This window comes from Bacillus sp. 204(2023), from assembly GCF_037027505.1.
Taxonomy (GTDB): Bacteria; Bacillota; Bacilli; order Bacillales; family Bacillaceae; genus Bacillus; species Bacillus subtilis.
This window is the reverse complement of the sequence record NZ_JAXCHE010000003.1, coordinates 401,861-424,863: the sequence shown is the minus strand read 5'-3', so window position 1 is coordinate 424,863 and position 23,003 is coordinate 401,861. Positions and strand designations below refer to the sequence as shown.

26 protein-coding genes and 1 pseudogene are annotated in these 23,003 nt (G+C 42.2%); 15 read left to right on the top strand and 12 right to left on the bottom strand.

Going from position 1 to position 23,003, the window contains the following annotated elements; translation table 11 throughout:
- Window positions 1–68 precede the first annotated feature (68 nt).
- The gene (locus WA279_RS09445) at window positions 69–743 is read right to left on the bottom strand and encodes a GntR family transcriptional regulator (RefSeq protein ID WP_336155188.1); all 675 of its coding nucleotides are present in this window, start codon (window positions 741–743) and stop codon (window positions 69–71) included.
- Window positions 744–991: 248 nt separating this feature from the next.
- Here WA279_RS09445 and WA279_RS09440 point away from each other — a divergent pair, with 248 nt between their 5' ends.
- Window positions 992–1,729, top strand: a complete 738-nt coding sequence (locus WA279_RS09440; RefSeq protein WP_335388955.1) for a sulfite exporter TauE/SafE family protein — start codon at window positions 992–994, stop codon at window positions 1,727–1,729.
- A gap of 35 nt (window positions 1,730–1,764) precedes the next feature.
- On the opposite strand, the gene WA279_RS09435 is transcribed toward WA279_RS09440, so the two are convergent.
- A complete protein-coding gene (locus WA279_RS09435; RefSeq protein ID WP_336155187.1) occupies window positions 1,765–2,973 on the bottom strand; it encodes a Bcr/CflA family efflux MFS transporter in 1,209 nt (402 codons plus the stop codon).
- 208 nt (window positions 2,974–3,181) lie between these two features.
- On the opposite strand from WA279_RS09435, the gene WA279_RS09430 reads away from it, so the two are divergent.
- Both WA279_RS09430 and WA279_RS09425 read left to right on the top strand, forming a co-directional pair.
- Window positions 3,182–3,676, top strand: coding sequence for a MarR family transcriptional regulator (locus WA279_RS09430; protein ID WP_015252703.1), 495 nt, complete (start codon window positions 3,182–3,184; stop codon window positions 3,674–3,676).
- Between the two features lie 15 nt (window positions 3,677–3,691).
- Window positions 3,692–4,321 carry a nitroreductase family protein gene (locus WA279_RS09425; protein WP_014112842.1) on the top strand — a complete coding sequence of 210 codons (630 nt, stop codon included), beginning with the start codon at window positions 3,692–3,694 and terminating at the stop codon, window positions 4,319–4,321.
- Window positions 4,322–4,468: 147 nt separating this feature from the next.
- Here the strand turns inward: WA279_RS09425 and WA279_RS09420 are convergent, their stop codons facing one another.
- Together WA279_RS09420 and WA279_RS09415 are read right to left on the bottom strand one after the other, a co-directional pair.
- A complete protein-coding gene (locus WA279_RS09420; RefSeq protein WP_336155184.1) occupies window positions 4,469–7,129 on the bottom strand; it encodes an MMPL family transporter in 2,661 nt (886 codons plus the stop codon).
- On the bottom strand, window positions 7,126–7,584 hold the full coding sequence (locus WA279_RS09415; RefSeq protein WP_336155183.1) for a MarR family transcriptional regulator: 459 nt from the start codon (window positions 7,582–7,584) through the stop codon (window positions 7,126–7,128). The genes WA279_RS09420 and WA279_RS09415 overlap by 4 nt, the downstream gene beginning before the upstream one ends.
- Window positions 7,585–7,752: 168 nt before the next feature.
- Here WA279_RS09415 and dinB point away from each other — a divergent pair, with 168 nt between their 5' ends.
- The 3 genes from dinB to vmlR all read left to right on the top strand — a co-directional run bounded on the left by dinB (window position 7,753) and on the right by vmlR (window position 11,782).
- Window positions 7,753–8,271, top strand: coding sequence for a damage-inducible protein DinB (gene dinB / locus WA279_RS09410; RefSeq protein WP_336155181.1), 519 nt, complete (start codon window positions 7,753–7,755; stop codon window positions 8,269–8,271).
- A 171-nt stretch (window positions 8,272–8,442) separates the two neighbouring features.
- Window positions 8,443–9,819, top strand: coding sequence for an amino acid permease (locus tag WA279_RS09405; protein WP_014475969.1), 1,377 nt, complete (start codon window positions 8,443–8,445; stop codon window positions 9,817–9,819).
- A 319-nt stretch (window positions 9,820–10,138) separates the two neighbouring features.
- Window positions 10,139–11,782: an ABC-F type ribosomal protection protein VmlR gene (vmlR, locus tag WA279_RS09400; RefSeq protein ID WP_336155180.1), complete on the top strand. Its 1,644-nt coding sequence runs from the start codon at window positions 10,139–10,141 to the stop codon at window positions 11,780–11,782.
- A gap of 161 nt (window positions 11,783–11,943) precedes the next feature.
- Here the strand turns inward: vmlR and WA279_RS09395 are convergent, their stop codons facing one another.
- The 3 genes from WA279_RS09395 to WA279_RS09385 all read right to left on the bottom strand — a co-directional run bounded on the left by WA279_RS09395 (window position 11,944) and on the right by WA279_RS09385 (window position 13,521).
- Complete coding sequence (locus WA279_RS09395; protein ID WP_336155178.1) at window positions 11,944–12,417, bottom strand: GNAT family N-acetyltransferase; 474 nt, start codon at window positions 12,415–12,417, stop codon at window positions 11,944–11,946.
- Between the two features lie 163 nt (window positions 12,418–12,580).
- The gene (locus WA279_RS09390) at window positions 12,581–12,925 is read right to left on the bottom strand and encodes a DoxX family protein (protein ID WP_251187169.1); all 345 of its coding nucleotides are present in this window, start codon (window positions 12,923–12,925) and stop codon (window positions 12,581–12,583) included.
- Window positions 12,922–13,521 carry a TetR/AcrR family transcriptional regulator gene (locus WA279_RS09385; protein WP_336155176.1) on the bottom strand — a complete coding sequence of 200 codons (600 nt, stop codon included), beginning with the start codon at window positions 13,519–13,521 and terminating at the stop codon, window positions 12,922–12,924. Before WA279_RS09385 ends, WA279_RS09390 begins: the two co-directional genes overlap by 4 nt.
- Window positions 13,522–13,843: 322 nt before the next feature.
- On the opposite strand from WA279_RS09385, the gene WA279_RS09380 reads away from it, so the two are divergent.
- Genes WA279_RS09380 through cotP form a run of 3 tightly spaced genes read left to right on the top strand, consistent with a single transcriptional unit; the run spans window position 13,844 to window position 14,816 of the window.
- On the top strand, window positions 13,844–14,116 hold the full coding sequence (locus WA279_RS09380; RefSeq protein ID WP_003243854.1) for a spore germination protein: 273 nt from the start codon (window positions 13,844–13,846) through the stop codon (window positions 14,114–14,116).
- A 13-nt stretch (window positions 14,117–14,129) separates the two neighbouring features.
- Complete coding sequence (locus WA279_RS09375; RefSeq protein WP_014478992.1) at window positions 14,130–14,372, top strand: spore germination protein; 243 nt, start codon at window positions 14,130–14,132, stop codon at window positions 14,370–14,372.
- Between the two features lie 12 nt (window positions 14,373–14,384).
- The gene (gene cotP / locus WA279_RS09370) at window positions 14,385–14,816 is read left to right on the top strand and encodes a spore coat protein CotP (protein WP_268550059.1); all 432 of its coding nucleotides are present in this window, start codon (window positions 14,385–14,387) and stop codon (window positions 14,814–14,816) included.
- 14 nt (window positions 14,817–14,830) lie between these two features.
- On the opposite strand, the gene WA279_RS09365 is transcribed toward cotP, so the two are convergent.
- Window positions 14,831–15,538 (bottom strand): DUF421 domain-containing protein, encoded by a 708-nt coding sequence (locus WA279_RS09365; protein WP_336155174.1) that lies wholly within the window; start codon window positions 15,536–15,538, stop codon window positions 14,831–14,833.
- A 207-nt stretch (window positions 15,539–15,745) separates the two neighbouring features.
- On the opposite strand from WA279_RS09365, the gene WA279_RS09360 reads away from it, so the two are divergent.
- The 4 genes from WA279_RS09360 (at window position 15,746) to WA279_RS09345 (ending at window position 17,465) form a co-directional block, all read left to right on the top strand.
- Complete coding sequence (locus tag WA279_RS09360) at window positions 15,746–16,330, top strand: DUF421 domain-containing protein (protein WP_251187172.1); 585 nt, start codon at window positions 15,746–15,748, stop codon at window positions 16,328–16,330.
- A gap of 123 nt (window positions 16,331–16,453) precedes the next feature.
- Window positions 16,454–16,684, top strand: a complete 231-nt coding sequence (locus WA279_RS09355) for a spore germination protein (protein WP_038827548.1) — start codon at window positions 16,454–16,456, stop codon at window positions 16,682–16,684.
- 32 nt (window positions 16,685–16,716) lie between these two features.
- The gene (locus WA279_RS09350) at window positions 16,717–17,010 is read left to right on the top strand and encodes a hypothetical protein (RefSeq protein WP_041517676.1); all 294 of its coding nucleotides are present in this window, start codon (window positions 16,717–16,719) and stop codon (window positions 17,008–17,010) included.
- A gap of 218 nt (window positions 17,011–17,228) precedes the next feature.
- Entirely contained in the window at window positions 17,229–17,465 is a 237-nt protein-coding gene (locus WA279_RS09345) for a spore germination protein (protein ID WP_003244342.1), read from the top strand.
- Window positions 17,466–17,494: 29 nt separating this feature from the next.
- Here the strand turns inward: WA279_RS09345 and WA279_RS09340 are convergent, their stop codons facing one another.
- The 4 genes from WA279_RS09340 to WA279_RS09325 all read right to left on the bottom strand — a co-directional run bounded on the left by WA279_RS09340 (window position 17,495) and on the right by WA279_RS09325 (window position 20,082).
- On the bottom strand, window positions 17,495–17,833 hold the full coding sequence (locus tag WA279_RS09340; protein WP_015715312.1) for a thioredoxin family protein: 339 nt from the start codon (window positions 17,831–17,833) through the stop codon (window positions 17,495–17,497).
- Window positions 17,834–18,019: 186 nt separating this feature from the next.
- The gene (locus tag WA279_RS09335; protein WP_217018507.1) at window positions 18,020–18,409 is read right to left on the bottom strand and encodes a DoxX family protein; all 390 of its coding nucleotides are present in this window, start codon (window positions 18,407–18,409) and stop codon (window positions 18,020–18,022) included.
- Window positions 18,410–18,507: 98 nt separating this feature from the next.
- Window positions 18,508–19,446, bottom strand: coding sequence for a ring-cleaving dioxygenase (locus WA279_RS09330; protein WP_336155169.1), 939 nt, complete (start codon window positions 19,444–19,446; stop codon window positions 18,508–18,510).
- A 15-nt stretch (window positions 19,447–19,461) separates the two neighbouring features.
- A complete protein-coding gene (locus tag WA279_RS09325) occupies window positions 19,462–20,082 on the bottom strand; it encodes a nitroreductase family protein (protein ID WP_122895065.1) in 621 nt (206 codons plus the stop codon).
- Between the two features lie 475 nt (window positions 20,083–20,557).
- Between WA279_RS09325 and mneP the strand changes: the two genes are divergently transcribed.
- Together mneP and WA279_RS09315 are read left to right on the top strand one after the other, a co-directional pair.
- Window positions 20,558–21,451, top strand: a complete 894-nt coding sequence (gene mneP, locus WA279_RS09320) for a manganese transporter MneP (protein WP_038428417.1) — start codon at window positions 20,558–20,560, stop codon at window positions 21,449–21,451.
- Window positions 21,452–21,577: 126 nt separating this feature from the next.
- Window positions 21,578–22,819: pseudogene (locus WA279_RS09315) on the top strand (transposase).
- Window positions 22,820–23,003: the final 184 nt, after the last annotated feature.

Below are 23,003 nucleotides of genomic sequence, written 5' to 3'. Positions count from 1 at the left end.
TAGATATGTGGTGAATACATAAAAAAATACCAAGGGTTCTGCTCCCCCTTGGTACCGGATCATAGAAATCAATTCTCTTTTCCTTCTTCAAGCACATGCTTCAAATGCTCACAATCATGGTTGAAATGAGCCAGCACATACTGTTTGGCTGCTTCTTTGTTTTTCTTTTTCACTTCTTCAAATATCCTGCGGTGCTCACTCAGTATCGTTTCTGCACGGTGGTCGCCGGTATAATTAAGGATTCTGCAAAAATGAATCAGGTCATTTACATGCTCAAGCAAATTTTTCAAATGTCTGTTATGGCTGAAATCAACCAGCAGCTCATGAAATTTTTGGTTTAAACGAATGATTTCCGTATCTTCCGTGCCGTTGTGAATCGCCTTCTCTGTTTCTTCAAGCTGTTTTTCGAGTATGGTCAGCTCTTCTTCGTCCGCTTCGTCTATGACTAATTCGACTGCCAGCTGCTCCAGCGGAATTCTGATTTTATAAATCTCATCTACATCTTTTGCCGTTAATGACGTGATCGAAAACCCATTTCGGTCATCCGCTTTTAACAACCCGTCTTTCTCAAGCAATCGCATGGCTTCCCTTATCGGAGAGCGGCTGACGCCAAAGCTTTTCGCCAGCTGTGTTTCGTTTATCCGTTCCCCAGGCTTAAAAGTCCCGTTGAAGATCATTTTTTTTAGCTGGTTATAAAATTGCAGGTAGTAGGGAGTCGGCTTATCTAATTTAAAATCGTCCATATATAATACCTCTTTTGAATATATTCAAGGGCTTTTCTTCATCAAAATCATATAACAGATGGTAATGGGAAGCAACAAACTGCCTTGTCAGATCCCAGAATTTGAGGTACGATATGTTTGCTGAACGACGGTCGACGGACTACTGGCAACTGAAAAAACGGCGTGTTTTTCGTCGTCAATAGGACACCATACCTCCGCCAGAATAGCGCACGATTACATTTTTACATCTTTTCAATGGAGGAAAAAATATGCTCATTATTCTTGTTATGTTTCTTCTCGGAATTATTTTAGGCTTTATTGGCGCCGGTGGAGCCGGCTTTGTCATTGCCCTTTTAACGCTTCTTTTCCATATCCCTATTCATACGGCTTTAGGCACTTCGCTTGCTGGCATGGCTTTTACAAGCTTATCAGGGGCATACAGCCACTATCGCGAGGGCAACATTCAAATGAAAATCGGCTTAATAGTCGGAGGCTTTGCTGCGGTTGGCTCATTTTTCGGCGCCAAGCTGACATCTTTTATTCCGGCTGATTTGCTTCATTATTTGACGGCTGGAATGTTATTTTTATCAGCAATTCTCATTTTAATCAGATTATTTATTTTAAAAGAGAAGGCTCAAGTGAATCAAAGCACTCTTTCAACGTATACGAGAGCGATCATCTTAGGAATTGCAGCCGGCGTTCTTTCCGGCACATTCGGCATCGGATCGGCACCTTTTATTCAAATCGGTTTAATGATTATGCTGAATCTGTCCATTCGCCATTCTGTCGGAACGACGATGCTTGTGATCATCCCTCTGGCTGTAGGTGGAGGCATCGGATATATCACAGAAGGTTTTGTTGATTACGTTTTGCTTGTCAAAGTTCTGGTCGGGACAATGTGCGGTGCCTATGTAGGCGCGAAATTCACCAACCTCATGCCAAAGGTGGTTTTGAAATCAGCCATCTTTTTGACTCCGGCGATTGCAGGCCTGCTGTTGTTACTCTAAATAAAACAAAAAACCTGACGTCATGTCAGGTTTTTTTATGAATTCTGCCCTACTCGTTCTTTCGTTAATCCAAAAAACGCCAGTGAGCCGATGACAGCTGTCACAAACATGATGGCTCCCATCGGAACGGCTGTTGTCTCATTAATGCCTACAAGCGGTGACACGATTGAACCGAGGAGCAGCGGAAGCATTCCAAGCAGCGCACTTGCACTTCCGGCGCGATGCCCCTGCCTTTCCATGGCCAAGGTAAACGTGCTGGTCAGAACCATGCCAATCGTAATCATGTAAATGAAAATGGCTATGACTAATGTAGCAAGAGGACCGTGAATCATGGTCATGCTTAATAGCACAGCCGTCGCAATCATAGCCGTAATGACCGCTATACGAAGCAGGCTTTTTTCATGAATGATTCCGCCAAAGCGTCCGATGATAAAGCTGCCCGATATAATCGCCAGCCCGTTAATGCCAAAAAGAATACTAAATACCTGCGGAGACACCCCGTAGATATCCTGGTATACAAAAGGCGTACCAGACACATATGCAAAGCTTCCCCCGTGAATAAATCCGACAGTTAACGCGTACCCCATAAAGGACCGGTCCTTCAGCAGGCTGCCCATCGTTATGACGGATGTTCCGATTGAGCTTGGAATCCGTTTTTCCGGCGGAAGCGTTTCTTTTAACCTCAATGCAATCAGAAGGACTAGTAAAAATCCGATGATCATGAGAACGTGAAAAATTGTATGCCACGTTGCGAACGGCAAAAGCAAAATGGCACCGCCTGTCATAGGCGCAACCATTGGCGCCACCGCGGTAATGACCATTAACAGCGAGAAAAATTTAGAAAGCTCTCTTCCGGTAAACACATCGCGGACAATTGCGCGAGACAGCACAAGCCCTGCAGAAGCAGTGAAGCCCTGTAAAAAACGCGCAGCCACTAAAGTTGTTATATTGGGCGACAGTGCACAAAACAGAGAAGATAACGCAAATAAAAAAATACAGATTAATAGCGGTTTTCGTCTTCCCTGCGCATCGCTGACCGGCCCGACAATCAGCTGGCCGATCGTAAGCCCGACCAGACAGGCTGTTAAACTTAACTGAACGAGTGAAGCACTTGCTGATAAATCTTCCGCGATTTCAGGAAAACTTGGCAAATACATATCTATATTAAGCGGGCCCAATATAGCAAGCATGCCGAGCAGAAACGCTAGTGCCAAGCGTTCTTTTCCAGTTGGATTGTGCAGCATGTTATCAAACCTTCCCTTCAACCTAGTCCCTTATATAATGGATGTCAGCTCCAACTATGGATTGAAGCTGTGAAACATTTGTATATTGTATCATAACTTTCAGCCTGTGAAAGCCGCTTGAGCATGGGCTCGGCAAAGTGATATTCCGCTGGGAGGTTTTTCGAAGATGCAAATGGCTTGCAAGATGAAATCAATCGTTGTATATTAATTGACGTGTCAATCATTGATATATCAATTAATAGTTTTGACAGGAAAGAAGGGATGGGTTTTGGCGTCATTTTGTTCAGAGGAAGCCGAGATTTTATATCAGCTGCAAGGCGTGAACAAGGTGATTGGCGTGAAGTTCGAGGCATGCACGGGCATCAGCCAATCTCGTTTGGAATTGCTGACATTGCTTTATCATGCAGATGAGATCAGTCAAAGCGACCTTCAAAAGAAAGTAAATATCGATAGCGCAGCCGTTACCAGACACCTGAAACAGCTGGAAGCCAAAGGCATGGTATCAAGGCGGCGCAAGCCCGAGGACAACCGCATCACCCTTGTTCGGTTAACAGACCAAGGAAGAGAGCGAATTGAGTCTTCTAAGAAGGAAAAGGAGCGTTTCATGAAGGAAATGCTCGCAAATGTAAGCGCAGAAGAACGCCGCCTGCTCATTGATGTGCTGGCGCGCATGCGAAACAATATAAATAATATCGAAGCTTAAGAGGAGTGTATCAACATGATCAAAACAAACGATTTTATGGAAATTATGAAAGGCCGCCGTTCTATTCGCAACTATGATCCGACAGTAAAAATCAGCAAAGAAGAAATGACAGAGATCTTAGAGGAAGCAACAACTGCGCCATCTTCTGTTAACGCGCAGCCATGGCGTTTTCTTGTCATTGACAGCCCGGAAGGAAAAGAAAAGCTCGCACCGCTTGCAAGCTTTAACCAAACACAAGTCACAACATCATCTGCTGTCATCGCTGTATTTGCAGACATGAACAATGCAGACTACTTAGAAGAAATCTATTCAAAAGCCGTGGAACTTGGTTACATGCCGCAGGAGGTCAAAGACAGACAAATCGCTGCGCTGACCGCACATTTTGAAAAGCTTCCGGCACAGGTCAACCGTGAAACGATCCTGATTGACGGAGGTCTCGTTTCCATGCAGCTGATGCTGACTGCACGCGCGCATGGCTACGATACAAACCCGATCGGCGGATACGATAAAGAAAACATCGCGGAAACCTTCGGATTAGATAAAGAACGTTATGTACCGGTTATGCTACTTTCTATCGGAAAAGCAGCAGACGAAGGCTATGCTTCCTACCGTCTGCCGATTGATACAATTGCAGAATGGAAATAAAACAAAGAGCCCGGGAATGTTTTCCGGGCTCTTTGTTTTTAAGTACAGCCGCCGTTTGATCGTCTGACCTTTTTTGGGTAACACGTCTGAAGTTCGTCGTTTAGATCATGAAAAAAGAGTGATGACCATTCATCACTCTTCTCTCGATTACTCTTTTCCTTTCTTCCTGCCGAACGGCCACCAGTTTCCTTCTCCAAAGGTCGCAATGATTGCCGGGATGAAAAGTGGAAGTATGACAAGGCCGTAAAGCAAGAGCCCGATGATAATAACACTTGCCACCTGCATCAGTGTATTGACGCCTGAAGGCATCATCGCCGCGAACGTACCGGCCAATATAATGGCAGCTGTAATAATGACAGATCCCATTTTGCTCATTGACCTGACAACACCTTGCTCAATGCCAAGGTGCACCTCTTCCTTAAATCGATCCAGCAAGAAGATTGAATAATCTACCCCTAACGCGATCAAGATGACAAAGCTGAAGAATGGTACTGCCCAGCTGACACCCGCGTTTCCTAAGCCGTTTACAAAAATTAATTCTGTTATGGATATCGACGTATAGTACGTCAGCAGCAGTGACGCGAGCATATAAATCGGCACGATCATGGAGCGGAACAAAATGGTTAACACGATAAACAGGCCTATAATCATGATCACCATTGTTCTGGAGAAGTCCGTTGTGGACAGCTCTTTTAAGTCCGCATTCATACTCGTGACCCCGCCGTACACGATCTGAGCATCCTCCAAAGGAGTGCCGTCAACTTCGTTTGCGACAGCTTTTTTGATTTGGTTTATTGTCGTAATAGCTTGTTCTGAGTACGGATTTGAATCCAGAACGACACTTAATTGAACACCTTTGCCGTCTGCAAAGGAATACTGGTCAATTGACTTCTTAAAGTCTTTGTCCTTCATTACTTGATCAGGAATGAATATGCCTGTATCTCTTACAGTTGGACTTTTGCTCATGTCCTCTAACATATCACTGGAAGCTGTAATACCGTCAGAGACTTTCGTCAGGCCATCATTTGCGCTTTTCACGCCTTCGGACAGCTTCTTCAGGCTTTCTGTCAGCGTTCCGGCTTGTGCCTGCTGGCCTGAGAGCTGTTGGTTCGCTTGTTCAAGGCCGGTTTGAATCTGGCCAAGCTGTCCGCTGATTGCCGTAAGCTGCTGCACGGTCTGTGCGGTGTTGCCGGTTTGAGAAATCTGTTTGCTCACGAGCTGCAGCTGCTGATTGATTTTGCCCAAGCCATCTGCCGCATTCTCCAGTGAACCGCCAGAGCTGCTGCTATTTGAGGCCGAGCCAGTTTGCCCTGCCATTTGATTCAGTCCGTTTTCTATATCCGTTAATCCGCTTTGGACATCAGCAATCCCTTTTACCGTCTTATCCAGCCCGTCTGAAACCGATCCTAGCTGGTTATCAATATATAAATCTTTGATTTTTTCACCAGTCGGCTGCGTGATGGTCATGACAGAGTCAACATGATCGACTTTCTCGATCGCTTTGCTGATATTTCCTAGATAAGGGATTGTATCAGCTGTTGTAAGATCTTTGTCTCCTTTTACGACAACATTGATCGGGAACGCTTTTCCTTCCCCGAATCCATCCTTAATGGCCTCGAGGGCTTTTATAGATTGATAATCGCTGCTGATTTCCGCAGTTGAGTCGAATGAAATCTGGTCATCATAGGTCAAGATGAACGGAAGCGTGATAATGACCGTGATGACTATAAACAGAAACGGACGCGCAACGGAGTGTCTGCCGAGAAACGCCCATAGTTTGTTATCACTGTGTGACAGCACCTTCTTAGAAGGCCAGAATAATTTTTCACCCAGCGTCACCATAAATAATGGCAGCAGTGTGTAGAGGATGATCATTAAAATTCCCACACCGACTGCTACCCCTACTGCGGATTGGAAAATCGCAAACTTCGCAAATCCTAAGGCGGAAAATCCGATCAATACCGCAAATCCGCTGATAAATAAGGTTTTTCCCCCTGTGCGGTAAGCGATAAGCGCCGCTTCTTTTTTATCATGCCCGTTTGCCAATTCTTCACGGAATCGTGTAAGAAGCAGTATGCAGTAATCTGTTCCAATACCGAACAAGATCGCGACTAAGAAGGTTTGCGTAAACGTCGAGATAGGAAAATCAACATTGTATACAAGGATGCCCAGTATGGATTGACTGATCAGATAAGAAAAACCGACAACCACAATCGGGATAAAAGGCGTCACAACAGATCGGAACACGATCAACAGTAAACCGATAATCAGGCAGACTGTGATCACTTCCGTTTTCTTAAGCCCTTCCTCTGAGCTGTGAGCGAAATCCTGGTTGATAAGGGAAGCTCCCGTAATATATGCCGTCAAATCATCAGGAACGATTTGATAAATCTCGTCCGCAATTTTTTCCGCCTTTTTATCAGAACCTGTAATCGTGACAGGCACGAGAACGGTTTTCTTGTCTTTCGACATCAACTGGTCTTTGACTTCTTTTTCCGCTGACAGAGGAGATGTTACCTCTTCTACACTGTCGATCTTTTTGATTTTATCGATCATTATCCGAAGCTGATTCTCTGTTTCTTTCTTTAGAGCATGGTCTAATGTAAAGACGACACTGATCGAATTATTGTCTTCTCCCGCTTGTTTTAAAATGGCGTTTGCCCTTTCTGAAACCGCATCAGCGGGAAGCTGGGCCTGCCCCTTTTGATTGGCCAGCTCCGTTAAGTTCGGAGAAAACAAACTCAAAACGACGGTTAGTGCTAATACTATGGCTGCAATTGCCCACTTGAATTTGATGATTGCTCTCATTCGGCAGAATCTCCTCCTTTAAATTTGCTTTTTAAAATGGTGAATATCTCGATGATAGAATGTAAGTGTTCCTCATCTATATCATCGATCAGCGGTTTGAGCGCGTTAAAGATGGCAGAATCTAATTCTTCTAGTATGTGTTCACCACTGGGTGTAATGTTAATAAGCTTAGAGCGCCTATCATTTGTTGCCGGACAGTCGCCCCATTGAACCAATCCCTTTTCGAGCAGCTTTTTCAGTCTGTTAGAGATCGCGCTCTTATGTACATTTTGGTACATGGCCAGGCTGCCGGGAGAGGTTGGGCCCTTGACTTTTAAAATTTTCAACAGGTCTGCCTGTTCCCTTGAGATATGCTTGAAGACATCCTGATTGATTTCACGATGCACAAATTCTGTCCCTTCAAGCAGGACTTCCACAAACAGGTTTATCGCCTGACATAGCTTTTGTTCATTCAATATCTTCCCCTCCTCATTATAGTTTACCCCGCTAAACTTTATGTTCAATGTCAATTAGTTTATTCCCCTAAACTATATATGTCAACAAATTTTATTCACGAGCACTCTCCATAAGAACGCACGTTCGTGTATAATAGAAGCTATACACACGAAAGGGGGAATTTTAACATGTCAGATTTTGCATTCGAATTGTATGAATATAACGTCTGGGCCAATCAGCAAATATTCAACCGATTAAAAGAGCTTCCAAAAGAGGTATACCATCAAGAAATTCAAAGCGTGTTTCCATCAATATCCCATGTATTGTCTCATGTTTATCTTTCTGATCTCGGCTGGATTGAAGTGTTTTCCGGCAAAACCTTGAGCGATGCGTTGGCTTTAGCTGAACAGCTTAAAGAACAGACAGAGGCAAAAGAAATAGAGGAAATGGAAGACCTTTTTCTGAGGTTATCCGAGCGCTATATACTATTTTTACAGCAAAAAGAACAGCTCAATCAGCCACTCCAGATTCAAAATCCCTCAAGCGGAATCATGAAAACAACTGTTTCCGAACTGCTTCCCCACGTTGTCAACCACGGGACATACCACCGCGGCAATATCACAGCAATGCTGCGGCAGGCAGGCTACGCATCCGTACCGACAGATTATGGGCTTTACCTGTTTATGAAAAAAAATGAAAAAGCATAAAAAAGCGGCTCCCTAAATGGAGCCGCTTTTTTCGGGAAATAGTCCAAATCACATTAAAATTCTTTTCATCAATCCTTTTTTAGTAAAAAAGATAGAAATTTTAGTGTTATAATAATCATTAAAAATAGATTGCTGACTCAATAAACAATTTTCAATGGAGGAACACATAAAGTGACAGACGACATGACGAAAGACAATATAAATCAGCAAACGTTGCAGAGAGGCTTGAAAAACAGGCATATCCAGCTCATCGCCATCGGCGGAGCCATTGGGACAGGCTTATTTCTCGGCTCGGGCAAATCGATTCATTTTGCCGGACCTTCGATTTTATTTGCTTATATGATCACAGGGATCATTTGCTTTTTAATTATGAGATCGCTGGGTGAACTGCTGTTATCAAACTTGAACTATCACTCTTTTGTGGATTTTGTACAAGACTACCTAGGCGATATGGCAGCATTTATCACCGGCTGGACATATTGGTTCTGCTGGATTTCCATTGCGATGGCTGATCTGACAGCAGTCGGGCTCTACACTCAATATTGGCTCCCGGGTGTGCCGCAATGGGTGCCTGGCTTAATCGCTCTTATTATTTTACTGATTATGAATCTGGCGACAGTCAAGCTTTTTGGAGAATTAGAATTTTGGTTTGCTTTGATTAAAGTCATTGCCATTTTGGCGTTAATCGTCATTGGCCTTGTGATGATTTTCAAAGGCTTTTCCACAAGCTCAGGGGTGTCCAGCTTCACAAATCTCTGGAGCCACGGTGGCCTGTTCCCGAATGGCATGCATGGGTTTATCCTTTCGTTCCAGATGGTTGTGTTTGCTTTTGTCGGCATTGAGCTTGTCGGGCTTACGGCCGGTGAAACAGAAAACCCTGAAAAAGTAATTCCTAAGGCGATCAACAATATCCCTGTCCGTGTGCTGCTTTTTTATATCGGGGCTCTTCTCGTGATTATGAGCATTTATCCTTGGGATGTCATCAATCCCAGCGAAAGCCCATTCGTACAAGTATTTGTCGCTGTTGGCATCGTCGGGGCTGCAAGTATTATCAACTTTGTTGTGTTGACTTCCGCTGCTTCAGCATGCAACAGCGCTGTATTCAGTACAAGCCGTATGGTCTATTCCCTGGCGAAAGATCACAATGCGCCTGAGTCAATGGCGAAACTGACTCAGCGTAAAGTGCCTAGAAATGCTTTATTCTTTTCGGCTATCGTGATTTTAATCGGTGTTACGTTAAACTACATCATGCCAGAAGGCGTATTCACCCTGATCACAAGCATTTCAACCGTATGCTTTATCTACATTTGGGGGATTACGGTCATCTGCCATATGAAATACCGCAAAACAAGACCTGAATTAGCGAAAACAAACAAGTTTAAGCTTCCGCTTTATCCGTTTACAAATTACCTGATTCTTGCGTTCCTGGCGTTTGTTCTGGTTGTGCTGGCACTGGCACAGGATACTCGTGTTTCCTTATTTGTCACACCGGTTTGGTTTATTTTGCTGATTGTGATTTATAAAGTGAGAAAAGCGAAGCATCAATAACACTCGAAACTCCTGCCTCAAAAATGAGAGCAGGAGTTTTTTTGATGAAAATGACCTTTGCTTTTGAATTTGAAGATATGCTATAGTGTTTGTAATCAAAACAAGAAGGGATGATGGGTGGACAATGATTAACTAATCTTATTTTTACCGTTTGAAATCAATATTTCAAATCAAAAAATAGGATTAGTCTGCCCATTTTCTATATATACGACACTGCTATTTATAAAAAATAGCTTATTTGATCATGCACAGGCACGGCTAATCCTTCCAACACATTTGGGAGGATTTTTTTATTCTCCCTTTAAAGCGAGGGATATGGATGAAAGAGATCGTAACATTAACAAACGTTAGCTATGAAGTAAAGGATCTGACTGTTTTTAAACATGTAAATGCCAGTGTTCAGCAAGGAGATATCATTGGGATTATCGGAAAAAACGGCGCTGGGAAATCTACGCTGCTGCACCTCATTCACAATGACTTAGCCCCTGCACAGGGTCAAATCCTTCGGAAGGATATAAAACTGGCTTTGGTTGAACAGGAAACAGCGGCATATTCCTTTGCGGATCAGACACCTGCCGAAAAGAAGTTACTGGAGAAATGGCATGTGCCTCTTCGTGATTTTCATCAGTTAAGCGGCGGTGAAAAACTGAAAGCGCGGCTGGCGAAAGGACTATCAGAGGATGCAGATCTGCTGCTGTTAGATGAACCGACAAACCACCTTGATGAAAAAAGCTTGCAATTTCTCATCCAACAGCTGAAACATTATAGCGGCACTGTGATTCTCGTTTCTCACGATCGATATTTTTTAGACGAAGCCGCAACAAAAATATGGTCGCTTGAGGATCAGACGCTGATTGAATTCAAAGGGAATTACTCCGGGTATATGAAGTTCCGGGAGAAGAAAAGACTCACCCAGCAGCGTGAATATGAAAAGCAGCAAAAAATGGTTGAACGAATTGAAGGACAAATGAATGAGCTCGCTTCTTGGTCGGAAAAAGCCCACGCCCAATCGACGAAAAAGGAGGGGTTTAAAGAATATCACCGGGTAAAAGCGAAGCGTACGGATGCCCAAATAAAATCCAAGCGGAAGCGGCTGGAAAAAGAGCTGGAAAAAGCAAAGGCGGAACCCGTTACCCCAGAATATACAGTCCGCTTTTCAATCGATACAACCCACAAAACAGGAAAACGTTTTTTAGAAGTTCAGAATGTAACAAAAGCGTTTGGAGAAAGGACTCTCTTTAAAAACGCAAACTTTACAATTCAGCACGGCGAAAAGGTTGCGATCATAGGCCCCAATGGCAGCGGAAAAACGACATTGCTGAACATCATTCTTGGACAGGAAACAGCAGAAGGAAGCGTATGGGTGTCGCCGTCCGCAAACATCGGCTATTTAACGCAGGAGGTGTTTGATTTGCCATTAGAACAAACACCGGAAGAGTTATTTAAGAATGAAACATTCAAAGCAAGGGGGCACGTTCAAAATCTGATGAGGCACTTAGGTTTTACAGCCGCCCAATGGACTGAACCGATCAAGCATATGAGTATGGGTGAGCGTGTAAAGATCAAGCTGATGGCATATATTCTGGAGGAAAAAGACGTGCTGATTTTAGATGAGCCGACAAACCATCTCGACCTGCCGTCACGCGAACAGCTGGAAGAAACACTGTCACAATACAGCGGCACATTGCTGGCGGTTTCACATGACCGATACTTTCTCGAAAAAACAACAAACAGTAAACTCGTCATCTCGAACAACGGCATCGAAAAGCAGTTAAACGACGCTCCTTCAGAAAGAAATGAGCGGGAGGAGCTTCGGTTAAAGCTTGAGACAGAAAGACAAGAAGTACTGGGAAAGCTCAGTTTTATGACGCCAAATGATAAAGGGTATAAGGAGCTTGATCAGGCTTTCAATGAGCTTACGAAACGAATAAAAGAGCTGGATCATCAAGACAAAAAAGACTGAGGGAGAAAGTTCAAGCGGCATTGAAAAGGACAACAGCTGTTGTCCTTTTTTCTTTATATGTTCAAGCCTTCCCATGACCTTAATGTTTCTAATGATGACTTATAGTACCCCTATCACCGCTTCCAGATAGGCATGCTGTGTTTGGGTAACGTAGCGGCTTTTCAGCTTAGCTGTTTCCGCATACGTATATTGGTCATGGCATAGCCCATCTTCTGATAAAGATAGACGGCTGTCTCGTTGTGCGCAAACACATGGAGGGCCAGCCTTTCCGCACCAAGCTCTCTTGCTCTTTCATCAAGCGTTTGAAGCGCCAATTGAGCAAGTCCTTTTCCGCGAAAAGCTTCATACAATCCAAAGGAATAGATAAACGCTTCCTTTTGCGGGTGAAACGGATCAGCATACAGCCAGAGCCAGCCCATTCTTTCCCCTTGTACATTTGTGATGTTCCAAAAATAATGATTGCTGCTGTCTCGCCCGTTCGGAATCATGTTCTCATATGCCTGCTCCGATTTCTCAAGCGCCTCTTTTTCCGTCCAAGTTCCCGACGTTATGTTTTGTTTCGCATAATTTTGCACGGACATCCCGCGAAAGGCTTCGAATTCTTCCTCAGTCATGTCTTCCAAAGTGAATGCCATCCTGTATTCCTCCTTTATAAAAAAAGCCCAGCTGATGCCGGACGAATAACGCAGAAATGGAGCTCTTTTTTTACTGATTCAGTTAATTCCTGGACTTTCTATTATTCGATAAGAAAAGGAGATTTCCTGCAAATGGGCTTGTTCTTAAACATTAGTGAAAAGCTTACGTGTAACTCCCCATGATGATCATGATAGAAACAATCAAACAAATCATCGCTGGTATCGCCATGATGACCGATTGTCTTGCTCGAAACATATGCGCATGAATGGCTCCCGCCATGAGAACGACAAACAGAACACCTGCTCCAATCGCTGCATACCGATTCCAAATTCCCGCTGTCATAGCAAGTGCCCCGGCTACTTCAAGAATGCCAGTAACTGTCAGAAACCATAATGGATATTGATAATGCCGCCAATGCTCAACTTGAAAGGGAACGCGGCTTACCTTTATGATGCCTCCCGCAAACATAAAAACTGTCAAACTGACTTTCATAATAATAGATATCATCTTACGTCATTCCCTTTCGGAAGCATCCCGTATATCAAAAGATTCACAACCTCTGCTGCGAGGCTTGCCGGATCTTTGATTCCGGTTAACAAAAATGAATCGGTTAAATGTTCAATCATGCCGACCAAACACTCAGCGACAGTTTCCATATCCAGTTCAGAGTGAAAATAGCCAAGCCGCTGTTCTGCTTCTAAGTTCTCTTTCAAAACCATCGCCAAGTCTTTTTTCATTTGTTTTGCTTCCGGGTTGAGAAAAAAGCCGATCTTGGTTAAATCCTTATCCTCAGCCAAAAATTGAAAAACAGTCTCTACAGCTAGCAGTACCCGTTTTGACACATCCTCCGTGTTTAATCCGTTTTCCAAAAGAAGTGACTCTGTCAACTTTCTGACTCGAAAGTGAAAATCGGTTATTAACTCGGCAAAGATGGCTTCTTTGCTTTGAAAGTACAGGTAAAATGAAGGCTGTGTGAACCCAGCTTTTTTCACAATTTCACTTACCTTCGCGTCATGGAATCCCCGAATCGAAAATTCATTAGCGGCAGCTTTGAGTAACCGTTTCCGGCTTTCTTCTCCTTTACGTCCTTTTTTGCTTTTCAACGAGGACCGCCCCCAAAAATAATACTCGAAAGTAATGTTATTCACGAGTATTATTTCATGGCATTAGCTTCATTGTCAATGATTTCAAACTGATCCTGTTTGCCAGCTTCTGAATCAATTCATTGATTACTATATCAATGGCTTTTCATTCACTGATAGGTATTTGCTGAATAGGTTGACACTTAGGCTGTGACAAACTTTATTCTTTTTTTCTAACGAGCATCACTCCGGGGCCAGATAGAGTTTTGCCCGTAAATGCAAGGAACAATTGGGTGCAGCGGCGCATAATGTACTGTACAGAAAGATGGAAGGGTGTGATGGGATGCCGTCTACAGTAATCAACCTATATTATTTGAAGATCAACAGTATTTCGGGCAATGGTTCAATTACAATAGGCGAAGCTGCTTATAACAGCCCTACCAACAATCAAAAATCTCAAGGGACCAACTCTTCTTTCGGTGATACATCACCTACAGAATCCGTAATGGAAAACTTCTTAAACGATCCTGATGTAAATGACCAGACATCTATCGGCAACTCTGATACATCCAACGTTAATGCTCCTCCGATTGCACCACCGCCAATTTTAGATTAAAGGGGTTTCGTCTATGCCATATCAAATTAATATCGCAAATATTAAGATCAACGGCGTCACGCAAAACGGAAATATAGATGTCGGACCGACTGTTCACAACAGCCATACTGCGAACAGCAAATATTTTGGAGCAAACTTTTCCTTAGGGGATCTTTCGCCTACGTCTTCACTTTTGAACACTGGAAATATTGATTCAGACGTTAGTGACCAAGACCAAATCGGAAACCCTTCTGCACCGATCGCAAATCAAATTTAAGGAGAATCTCATATGGATTTCGAAAAAATTCGAAAGTGGCTTGAGATTACGAATGAATATAAACAAAGTGACTTTTGGACAAATGTGCTCAAATATAAAGCCCCGGAACATTTTTTTGATTCCGAAGCTTCTACGTTTGTTTACGACTTTTATCAGGATGAAGAATATAATTTTATCATTGTGGAAATGCCCGGTGTGTATGAGGAAGAATTAACGATCCGCTTACTATCTAAAACCCAGCTGCTGATCAAAGGAACGATCACGCCTGTTTTTCCAGCCGAAATGGAAGTGCTGCGTGAACGGTATTACGGAGAAATTGAGCGAATCATTCAGCTTCCCGAAGCCACTGAATCTCATTTGTTACAGATTCAGCTGTTAAACGGGCTTCTGCACATTTCGTACCCAAGACAAGTTGAAACCATTGCGTTCAATAAGGGACTTTAAGATTGATTGTTCCTTCATTCCTTATCCATAGGGACTGATATATGGTCTTTATATTGATCCACATAAATATCTCCATTACCCAGCAGCACTGCGTACACGGTCTCTTTCACCTTTATGTCTCTTTTTCGCAATTCCTCCAAAAGCCAGGATTCCGTCAAACGATTCTGCTTTAAATTATTCTCAATGATTTCTCCGTCCATAATAAGCTCTATCGGAAGCCTGTGTTCTTGGTTTACCGCAATCATTAAATCCTGTTTGGTCACATGCCGGAATTGCGGTTTTCTTAACACAGTCAGCCGACCATTCGTTTCAAGAATGGCAAAAAGAACTTCTTCGATATTAAATATTTCTTTTTCCCGTAATTGCTGATTTAAATAATCAAGTGTGTAACGCATTTTCCTCATATTTGATTCAAGTATGTTCCCGTTTTGAATCAGCACTGTTGGATCTCCGGCAAAAAATTTCCTCAGCTTCCTGTTCTTTATCGACAGAAACGAAATTAGAAAAATGGTTAGCACAAAAATACTAAACGAAATGGCCATATTGTGCGGTTTTATTGAAGTATTGTAAGCTAATCCGGCAGCAATCGCCCCTAGTGTGATCGCCGCAATAAAATCAAAAATCGTCATTTGAGAGATTGTCTGTTTGCCTAAAATTCGTTCTGCGATTAACAGCAAGCCAAAGCTGGCAACCGTTCTAATGACAACTTCAAGTTCAATCATGCTATGGCGCTCCCCGCTTCCCAGATTGTTTTGGCCAAAAACTCCTGCTGCTATCATTGTTTGGCTTACTATATCCATCTATACCAAAAATATTGTTCGGTTCAGGACAGAATGAACCGACTGCCTTTCGGATATATTAAATTGCGATTGGTCAGAAGGAAAGCCAATCCCATGACAAATCTAATTCATCATTGGTCAGGTGGTAGCATGAATTTCACTTGGGAATCTCTTGTTCTCATTGTAGCCGGAGTCATTTTGCTGAGAGTTTCAGGAATGAAATCAATCGCACAAATGACTTCAACTCAAACGGTTGTCATGATTTCGATCGGAACTATTATCGTTCAGCCAATCATCGAGTACAGCCTCTTCAAAACATTAATTGCGGCGGCAATTTTCACAATCACACTCATCGTTATGGAATGGATCCAAATGAGATCGAACTTCATTGAAAAGATGTTAACCGGAAAAGCAAAAATTGTTATTGAAAACGGACAGCTTCATATCGAAAACTTAAAGAAGATGAGACTTACAGTTGATCAGCTTGAAATGCAGCTACGGCTTCACGGCGTTACGGCTATACAAGATGTCAAAATTGCGACATTAGAGGCAAACGGGCAATTAGGAATAGAATTAACTGATGACGCCAAACCTTTAACTGTCAGGGATCTAAAAAAACTCATTCACCCGAATTTCATTAATAAGGACGGACAAGCCCATTTGTCTAGCAATCAGAATATTTTTGATGAAATTGGCAAAAAGAATAAAAAAAACATCCCTAAAAAACTGCATTAACAAAAGGCACTTGGAGAATTTTGCAGGTTTTTGTCTCTCACTGAATGTTTTTGCCGTTTTGTTTAAGCAATTGCTGCTCACACACCATATTGTATAAACAGTCATAACGGAGAGGAGAGATGAATGATGAAATTCCCAGTTTATATTCATTCGATATCCGGAAACAGCGTTTTTAATAATGGTTTTGCATTCTCCATCAGCCCTTTCTCTGTTTCTAAAGAGACAGATGGTTCCGGAGGGAATAATACAGGTTTGGTTTTTGAATCAAATGCTTTAAGCCAAACAAGCTCGGCCAATCAAGCCCTACATGTTACAAATGCGGTCCAAGAACTGCTTTCCAAGCTTTTAGCGTAAAAATAAGAAATGAACACTTCATGAGGTGCCGTATGGATTTTCCAATTATTCACACAAACTTTTGGGATGCTGTGATAGCTGTTCCAATCATCATATTGATAACCCAAATCCTCAAAATATTATTGAAAATCCCCAAAACTTTTGTACCGTCAGTTGCCTTAATAACAGGCCTTGTCATTTCTGTTTTCATAAGCCATCGACACAGCCTCTTTTCTGGCGTATTTATGGGCTGGTTTTATGGCTACGCTGCTATAGGCTCCTACTCATCATTAAAAACGACCATCTTATCCTTTAGGCAAACGAAAAACGATACATCAAATTCATAGATGACATATAACGATCTGCCGCCTCTTTATCAGGCGGCTTTATTTCTGCTGATAGTTTGACCATCTTCAAAAAAGGTGCTCATTCACTCGCTTAAAGAGGCGCTATTATTTTTACCATTATGTTGATGCAATGATATAAAAACGCAATATCATAGAAGTAAACAGACTGCCAGCGTCCTCTATGACGGCTACTTCTGAGTGAAAGGAGTTTTTGAAGCATGCGATCTCAAATCAACATCTCAAATCTCACGATAAATGGAATGACACAAAACGCCAATACAGATATCGGACAAAACTTGCAAAACAGCCATACTGCGAACAGCAAAAATTACGGAGTCAATTTCACATTAGGAGATTACTCTCCATCTCATTCAATTATTATTTCAGCAAGTTGTGATAATGATACAAGTGATCAAGGGCAGGTTGATAACCCTTCTTCGCCTAGTGAAGAATAAAAAAAGAACTCATTTGAGTTCTTATTTCTTTATTCGCCTTCATATAATCGATAAACCCTTTTCAGCTTTTGTTCAAGCTGTTCAAAATGAACAAAACGGGCTTCTCTTAGAAACTCAGTCCCATCAATGAACAAAAGAAGCACAGGAACGGTGAAAACTGAAAATCTGCCGGCGACCTCTGCTACATCGTCAGCATTGATATGCCCCAATTTGATGTTTGGAAACTGATCCAATACTATTCTGAGCTGGGGCAGAACTGCGTGACATACTGTACAGGCAGGCCTTGATATATAAATAAAACTGAATTTGTGCTGTTTGATAAAGTTTTCTATAGAAACTAATGAATGTAATTCTGTCATCTCTTTCATCCATTTACTCCTTCAAATAGGTCTGTTTTTCATGACCAAGCTCATCAATACGTATCATTCACTATACAGATTTTTATTTATGATATCCGCTTTTTTGCTTTGCAGAGTACCTGCAAGCTTGCCGGAAAATGTAAAAACAAAAGAACAGTTACTGACAAGCAGCAACTGTTCTTACATACTTTCTTATTAAAAATGCAAAGCGTAAGCTCCTGAACCGATGAGTGCAACCCCTATGGAAATTGCAATGAGCACCAGGTTATATTCAAAACCTCCCGCGCCATTCGCAAAACCTTTCGCTCCATGGACTTTTACGATGGCACCTAACATAATGATCGTTATGATAGCAGCTCCAAGCGGGAGGAATACGCCTAAAATAAATAGAATTCCGCTTACTAACTCCCCAAGACCTGATAGCGCGGCCGCAACGTTTCCTGGCTTCACCCCAATTGATTCGAACCATTGTCCGGTTCCTTTAATCCCGTATCCGCCAAACCAGCCGAATAATTTTTGTGTGCCATAAAACAAAAACACCACACCAATCATTATACGAATAAGCAACAGTCCTGCATCTTCCATTTGTATCTCTCCTCATCTTTGATTTCATCTGATTCTTTGCTGACAGTATCCAGCAATCATCAATTGAATATATGTTTCTTTATTTTTTATGTGTCAAATCAATCTAACTCTCTTACTTCAAACGGCAGCAGCCCTTGTTCAATTTGTGTGCGATGCGGTTCATATTGTACAGGCAGCATCAGTTTTTCGCCCATTGTTTCCTGTGTTTCATCATGTGCAAAGCCTGGGGGATCAGTTGCGATTTCAAACAGGATTTCCCCGTGTTCCCTGAAGTAAATGGCATTAAAGTAGTTTCTATCCCGAACAGGAGTTACACCATATCCGTGGGAAGCAATATATCTTTGCCAATCTAACTGATCTTCATCATCGTTAGCCCGCCAAGCGATGTGATGCACCGTTCCGGCCCCCATTTGCCCGCGGCCAATAGGCGTTAACTTAAGGTCAATCACATTTCCGATATCACCGGCGGAACGATAACGAACGAAGTCTCCTTCTTTGCCGACTCGCTCCAGCCCCATGATGTTTTCTAAAAGGTCAGCGGTTTTGTCAGGCTGCGCTGATAATAGGGTTGCACCCCCAAAACCTTTAATGGCAACATCGGGCGTTACATCTCCGAAAGTCCACGTATTAGCCTCTCCTTCTTCTCTTTCCACGATTTCTAAGTGCAGTCCATGAGGATCATCAAATTCTACATATTGTTCCCCAAAGCGCTCGATTTTGGTGTATGGAACGTTGAACTTTTCTAGTCTCTTTTCCCAAAATGCCATAGCCCCTTTCGGCACGACATACGAAGTCACGCCAACTTGACCGTCTCCAATGACGCCTTGGCGGGCTCCGGTCCACGGAAAGAAGGTAATGATTGTTCCCGGCTTCCCGCCTTCATTCCCAAAATAAAGATGATACGTACCTGGGTCATCAAAATTGACAGTTTGCTTGACCAAACGAAGCCCAAGCACTCCTGCGTAGAAATCTGTGTTCTCTTGAGGGTGACCGACAATCGCTGTAATATGATGAATTCCCATCGTTATTTTCGCCATTTTTATCCGCTCCTTTTACATATACTCAACAAACTCATTCACAGGCTTCCGGTAGCCGCGCGGTCTTCTGCTCTCTGTTTTTTCTTTTCCAATCGTAATCATCATGACAACCTCAAATTGGTCGTCTATGTTCAAAATCCGTTTTACGGCTTCCGCATCAAAGCCGATCATCGGGCAGGTATCCCAGCCTTTTTCCTTAGCACTCAGCATAAACATCATCGCAGAAAGTGAAGCATTCCTTATCGCCTCATCTCTCTTAAATTGTTCTCCCCTGTTTTCATAAAACGAAACGGTGTCGTGCACCATGTGGTCATACTCTTGCTTATTTAATATCCCCAATACCTTTAAACCTTCATAGATATCAGCCGCTTGTTGATATGCCTGCTTATCCCCTAATACCAAGAGAACCGCAGAAGAGCTAACCACTTTAAATTGTCCGTTTGCGGCCTGCTTCAGTTTTTCTTTTACGTCCTGGTCAAGAACCGTCACATATTTTGTATGCTGCAAATTAAAAGCCGATGGCGCCAATGCAACCAATTCAAACATTTCATTGAGGTCTTCTTTTGTGATTGGATGACCTGAAAGAAAATTGCTTGCAGATCGTCTTTCATTGACTAACTGTATAAATTCAGCCATTATGATACACTCCCTTTTATCTCGAATTCGAGATATTATATTATAAAAAATCCATATTGAATATTGTGTAAAAGAAATGACAACGATTGAACACTTAGAGTTGCGCTTGATCGCTGATCTTTTCAACTAAATGTCTCGAATTAAAATATCTTGAATATGAGATAATAATAAAATATAGATCTTCTCATGTCAATAGGTTTTTGAAAATTAGGTGGAAATTTTTCACTGACGGCAGCATTTTAATAGCGAATCATCACTGTTGTTACATAAGAACTCATTTGTTTGCTTTATGACCTTTTAGCACAGCTCCAACTTTTTTTCTGTCACCTTATTTATTAGTAAACAGGAAACAACGTTGCTGTAGACCCACTCGAAATTGAATTGGTATGATAAGCAAAGTGATTACACAGGAAAGGATACGGAGAGCGTATATAGAGCACTCCTATTTTTTTGTGCAGTTTTATAGGAGGAAAAAATGGCAAGTGAAAGAGAACAAATAAGCAGAAAAGTTGCTTTGATTGCATTGATCGCCAATCTGATCTTAATGGCAGGAAAGGTCTTTTTTGGGCTGGCAGGCGATAGTGAAGCCGTGTTTGCAGACGGAATACATTCCGCGGCAGATGTCGTTGCTTCGATTGCAGTCTTGGCAGTGATCGGCATTTCCAATAAACCGCCCGATCAAGACCATCCTTTTGGTCACGGAAAAGCTGAAGTCATTAGTGAGGCGATTGTAGGAATTATCTTAGTGATCGTATCCGTTTATATCCTCATAGAAGCGATTCTGTCCTTTGTTAAAGGGCCAAGCGTTCCCCAATACAGCGCATTGTTTGCGGCTCTGATTTCGTACGTGGCTAAGGAAATCTTATATCGTTATTCTATAAAGCAAGGGGAAAAATGGAACAGCAAAGCGATTATAGCGATTGCGTACGATCATAAAGGCGATATCGTTGCCTCTCTTGCCGCTTTTATCGGCGTCCTGTTGGCTATCATCGGAAACACCCGCGGCTGGCCCTATCTGTTGTACGCAGATGCCATTGCCAGTGCAATCGTTGCTTACCTCATTTTTAAGATTTCAATGGAATTAATCAGGCCGTCTGTTGATGTGCTCATGGAAAAGAGTGTTGATCCCGAGCTGATAGAGGAATATAAAGCTGTTATTTTTCAATGTGATCAAGTAAAACGAATTGATAGAATCCGCGCGCGAGAACATGGCCACTATAAATTGCTTGATGTCCGTTTATCTTTGGATCATGATTTGACAATTAAGCAGGGACACGATATTGCCCGCGAAATTCGAAATGAAATCAAAAGACAGTTTTCAGATGTGGAAGAAGTGCTCATCCATGTAAATCCTTATTTCGAAGAATGAAAAGCTCCTTTTTAGAAGGAACTCAAGCTGTCGAGAAAATCCCGACAGCCTTTATTTTTCCTTAAAATATCCATTCTCCTGTAATAAAATAAAAGAAAGACGACTTAAAAGGACAGTGTCTTTCTCATGTTCCACACAAGAAACTTTTCTCAAAACACAGCCGAATTTGTTCTGCTTGACGAAGAGGATCACCTGTTTCGGAAAATTGATCAGTACATAGACTTCTTTTTCATCTTTCATCATTGAAAAGGTTAAACCTTACTACAGTGAAAATAAAGGCCGCCCCTCACTTGATCCACTTATTTTATTTAAAATGATGTTTATCGGATACCTCTATGGTATCCGGTCAGAAAGACAGCTTGAAAAAGAAATTTACTACAATATAGCGTACAGATGGTTTCTCGGATTGAACATAAACGATCCAGTTCCGCACCATTCCACCATCAGCAGGAACAGAATCACACGCTTTAAAGATACTACCATCTTCCAAGACATCTTTGATGAAATCGTTCTCCAAGCCATCAATCATGACATGGTGGGCGGACGAGTCCTATTCACTGACTCCACACACCTTAAAGCCAATGCCAACAAGCATAAATACACAAGAAAAACAATTGCGCAGGATACCCAAAACTATATCAAGGATTTAAATGAAGCCATTCAAGAGGATCGGGAGGAACACGAAAAAAAGCCATTAACAGCCAAAGAGGAAGTGAAAGCTGAAAAAAAGATCCGCCACAGTACAACCGATCCAGAAATGTCCATGATTCTATACCCTATCTTGACCGATTGGATCATCAAATCGCACGATTTAGTTTTCAAGTAGAAGCCATTGCCCTTGATTACGGATATTTAACGACTCCGATCTGTAAAGGATCATCTGACTGGAAAATCTTTGGTGTAATCGCACATAGACGTTATCACCCTATCCGAGGCTTGTTTCCAAAATAGAAAATTCATTATGACAGTGAACAAGTTAGATATATTTGTCCAAATCACCAAACACTTACATACTCAACAACTGACCGAAAAGGCTACCGATCATACAAATCAAATCCTGAAATATGTTCCTCATACCCGTTGCTTGAAAACTTTACAAAATCAAAAAAGCGGCAGAAAGTGATTACTCGACATGTATGAGAAGATCATAAAGAAAAGGTCAGACAAAATCGCTTGTCTGTTTCAGGAAAAAAACTCTACAAAAAAAGAAAAGAGAAAATAGAGCGAAGCTTTGCAGATTCAAAACAACTGCATGGGCTTCGCTATTGCAGGTTGAGGGGAAAACGAAATGTGAGTGAACAAGTTCTCTTCACAGCCGCATGCCAGAACATGAAAAAGATTGCCACATACCTAGCCAAGCAGGGCTAGGCATGTGGGATCGCTTTTTCTGCATCTGAAACTTGATGAATATCTACAGAAACTGTATAAAACAAAAAAGCTTGTAGAAAAAACATTGTTTTCTCTACAAGCTGAGGGTTCTATGCCCCCTTTTTTCATCAGTCAGTTTGACCTTTGTTTTTATATTTTTTTATAGTAAACGTTGCAATCCCTA

Bases quoted from the DNA above. Each gene is read 5' to 3' on its own strand.
- dinB (WP_336155181.1), top strand. From the start codon at position 7,753: ATGTCAGATTTTGCATTCGAATTGTATGAATATAACGTCTGGGCCAAT.
- WA279_RS09395 (WP_336155178.1), bottom strand. From the start codon at position 12,417: ATGGCATTCACTTTGGAAGACATGACTGAGGAAGAATTCGAAGCCTTT.
- vmlR (WP_336155180.1), top strand. From the start codon at position 10,139: ATGAAAGAGATCGTAACATTAACAAACGTTAGCTATGAAGTAAAGGAT.
- WA279_RS09360 (WP_251187172.1), top strand. From the start codon at position 15,746: ATGAATTTCACTTGGGAATCTCTTGTTCTCATTGTAGCCGGAGTCATT.
- WA279_RS09420 (WP_336155184.1), bottom strand. From the start codon at position 7,129: ATGAGAGCAATCATCAAATTCAAGTGGGCAATTGCAGCCATAGTATTA.
- WA279_RS09335 (WP_217018507.1), bottom strand. From the start codon at position 18,409: ATGGAAGATGCAGGACTGTTGCTTATTCGTATAATGATTGGTGTGGTG.
- WA279_RS09330 (WP_336155169.1), bottom strand. From the start codon at position 19,446: ATGGCGAAAATAACGATGGGAATTCATCATATTACAGCGATTGTCGGT.
- WA279_RS09350 (WP_041517676.1), top strand. From the start codon at position 16,717: ATGGATTTTCCAATTATTCACACAAACTTTTGGGATGCTGTGATAGCT.
- WA279_RS09435 (WP_336155187.1), bottom strand. From the start codon at position 2,973: ATGCTGCACAATCCAACTGGAAAAGAACGCTTGGCACTAGCGTTTCTG.
- WA279_RS09380 (WP_003243854.1), top strand. From the start codon at position 13,844: ATGCCGTCTACAGTAATCAACCTATATTATTTGAAGATCAACAGTATT.
- WA279_RS09355 (WP_038827548.1), top strand. From the start codon at position 16,454: ATGATGAAATTCCCAGTTTATATTCATTCGATATCCGGAAACAGCGTT.
- WA279_RS09375 (WP_014478992.1), top strand. From the start codon at position 14,130: ATGCCATATCAAATTAATATCGCAAATATTAAGATCAACGGCGTCACG.
- WA279_RS09390 (WP_251187169.1), bottom strand. From the start codon at position 12,925: ATGATATCTATTATTATGAAAGTCAGTTTGACAGTTTTTATGTTTGCG.
- WA279_RS09340 (WP_015715312.1), bottom strand. From the start codon at position 17,833: ATGAAAGAGATGACAGAATTACATTCATTAGTTTCTATAGAAAACTTT.
- WA279_RS09365 (WP_336155174.1), bottom strand. From the start codon at position 15,538: ATGATTGAACTTGAAGTTGTCATTAGAACGGTTGCCAGCTTTGGCTTG.
- WA279_RS09345 (WP_003244342.1), top strand. From the start codon at position 17,229: ATGCGATCTCAAATCAACATCTCAAATCTCACGATAAATGGAATGACA.
- WA279_RS09440 (WP_335388955.1), top strand. From the start codon at position 992: ATGCTCATTATTCTTGTTATGTTTCTTCTCGGAATTATTTTAGGCTTT.
- mneP (WP_038428417.1), top strand. From the start codon at position 20,558: ATGGCAAGTGAAAGAGAACAAATAAGCAGAAAAGTTGCTTTGATTGCA.
- WA279_RS09425 (WP_014112842.1), top strand. From the start codon at position 3,692: ATGATCAAAACAAACGATTTTATGGAAATTATGAAAGGCCGCCGTTCT.
- WA279_RS09445 (WP_336155188.1), bottom strand. From the start codon at position 743: ATGGACGATTTTAAATTAGATAAGCCGACTCCCTACTACCTGCAATTT.
- cotP (WP_268550059.1), top strand. From the start codon at position 14,385: ATGGATTTCGAAAAAATTCGAAAGTGGCTTGAGATTACGAATGAATAT.
- WA279_RS09325 (WP_122895065.1), bottom strand. From the start codon at position 20,082: ATGGCTGAATTTATACAGTTAGTCAATGAAAGACGATCTGCAAGCAAT.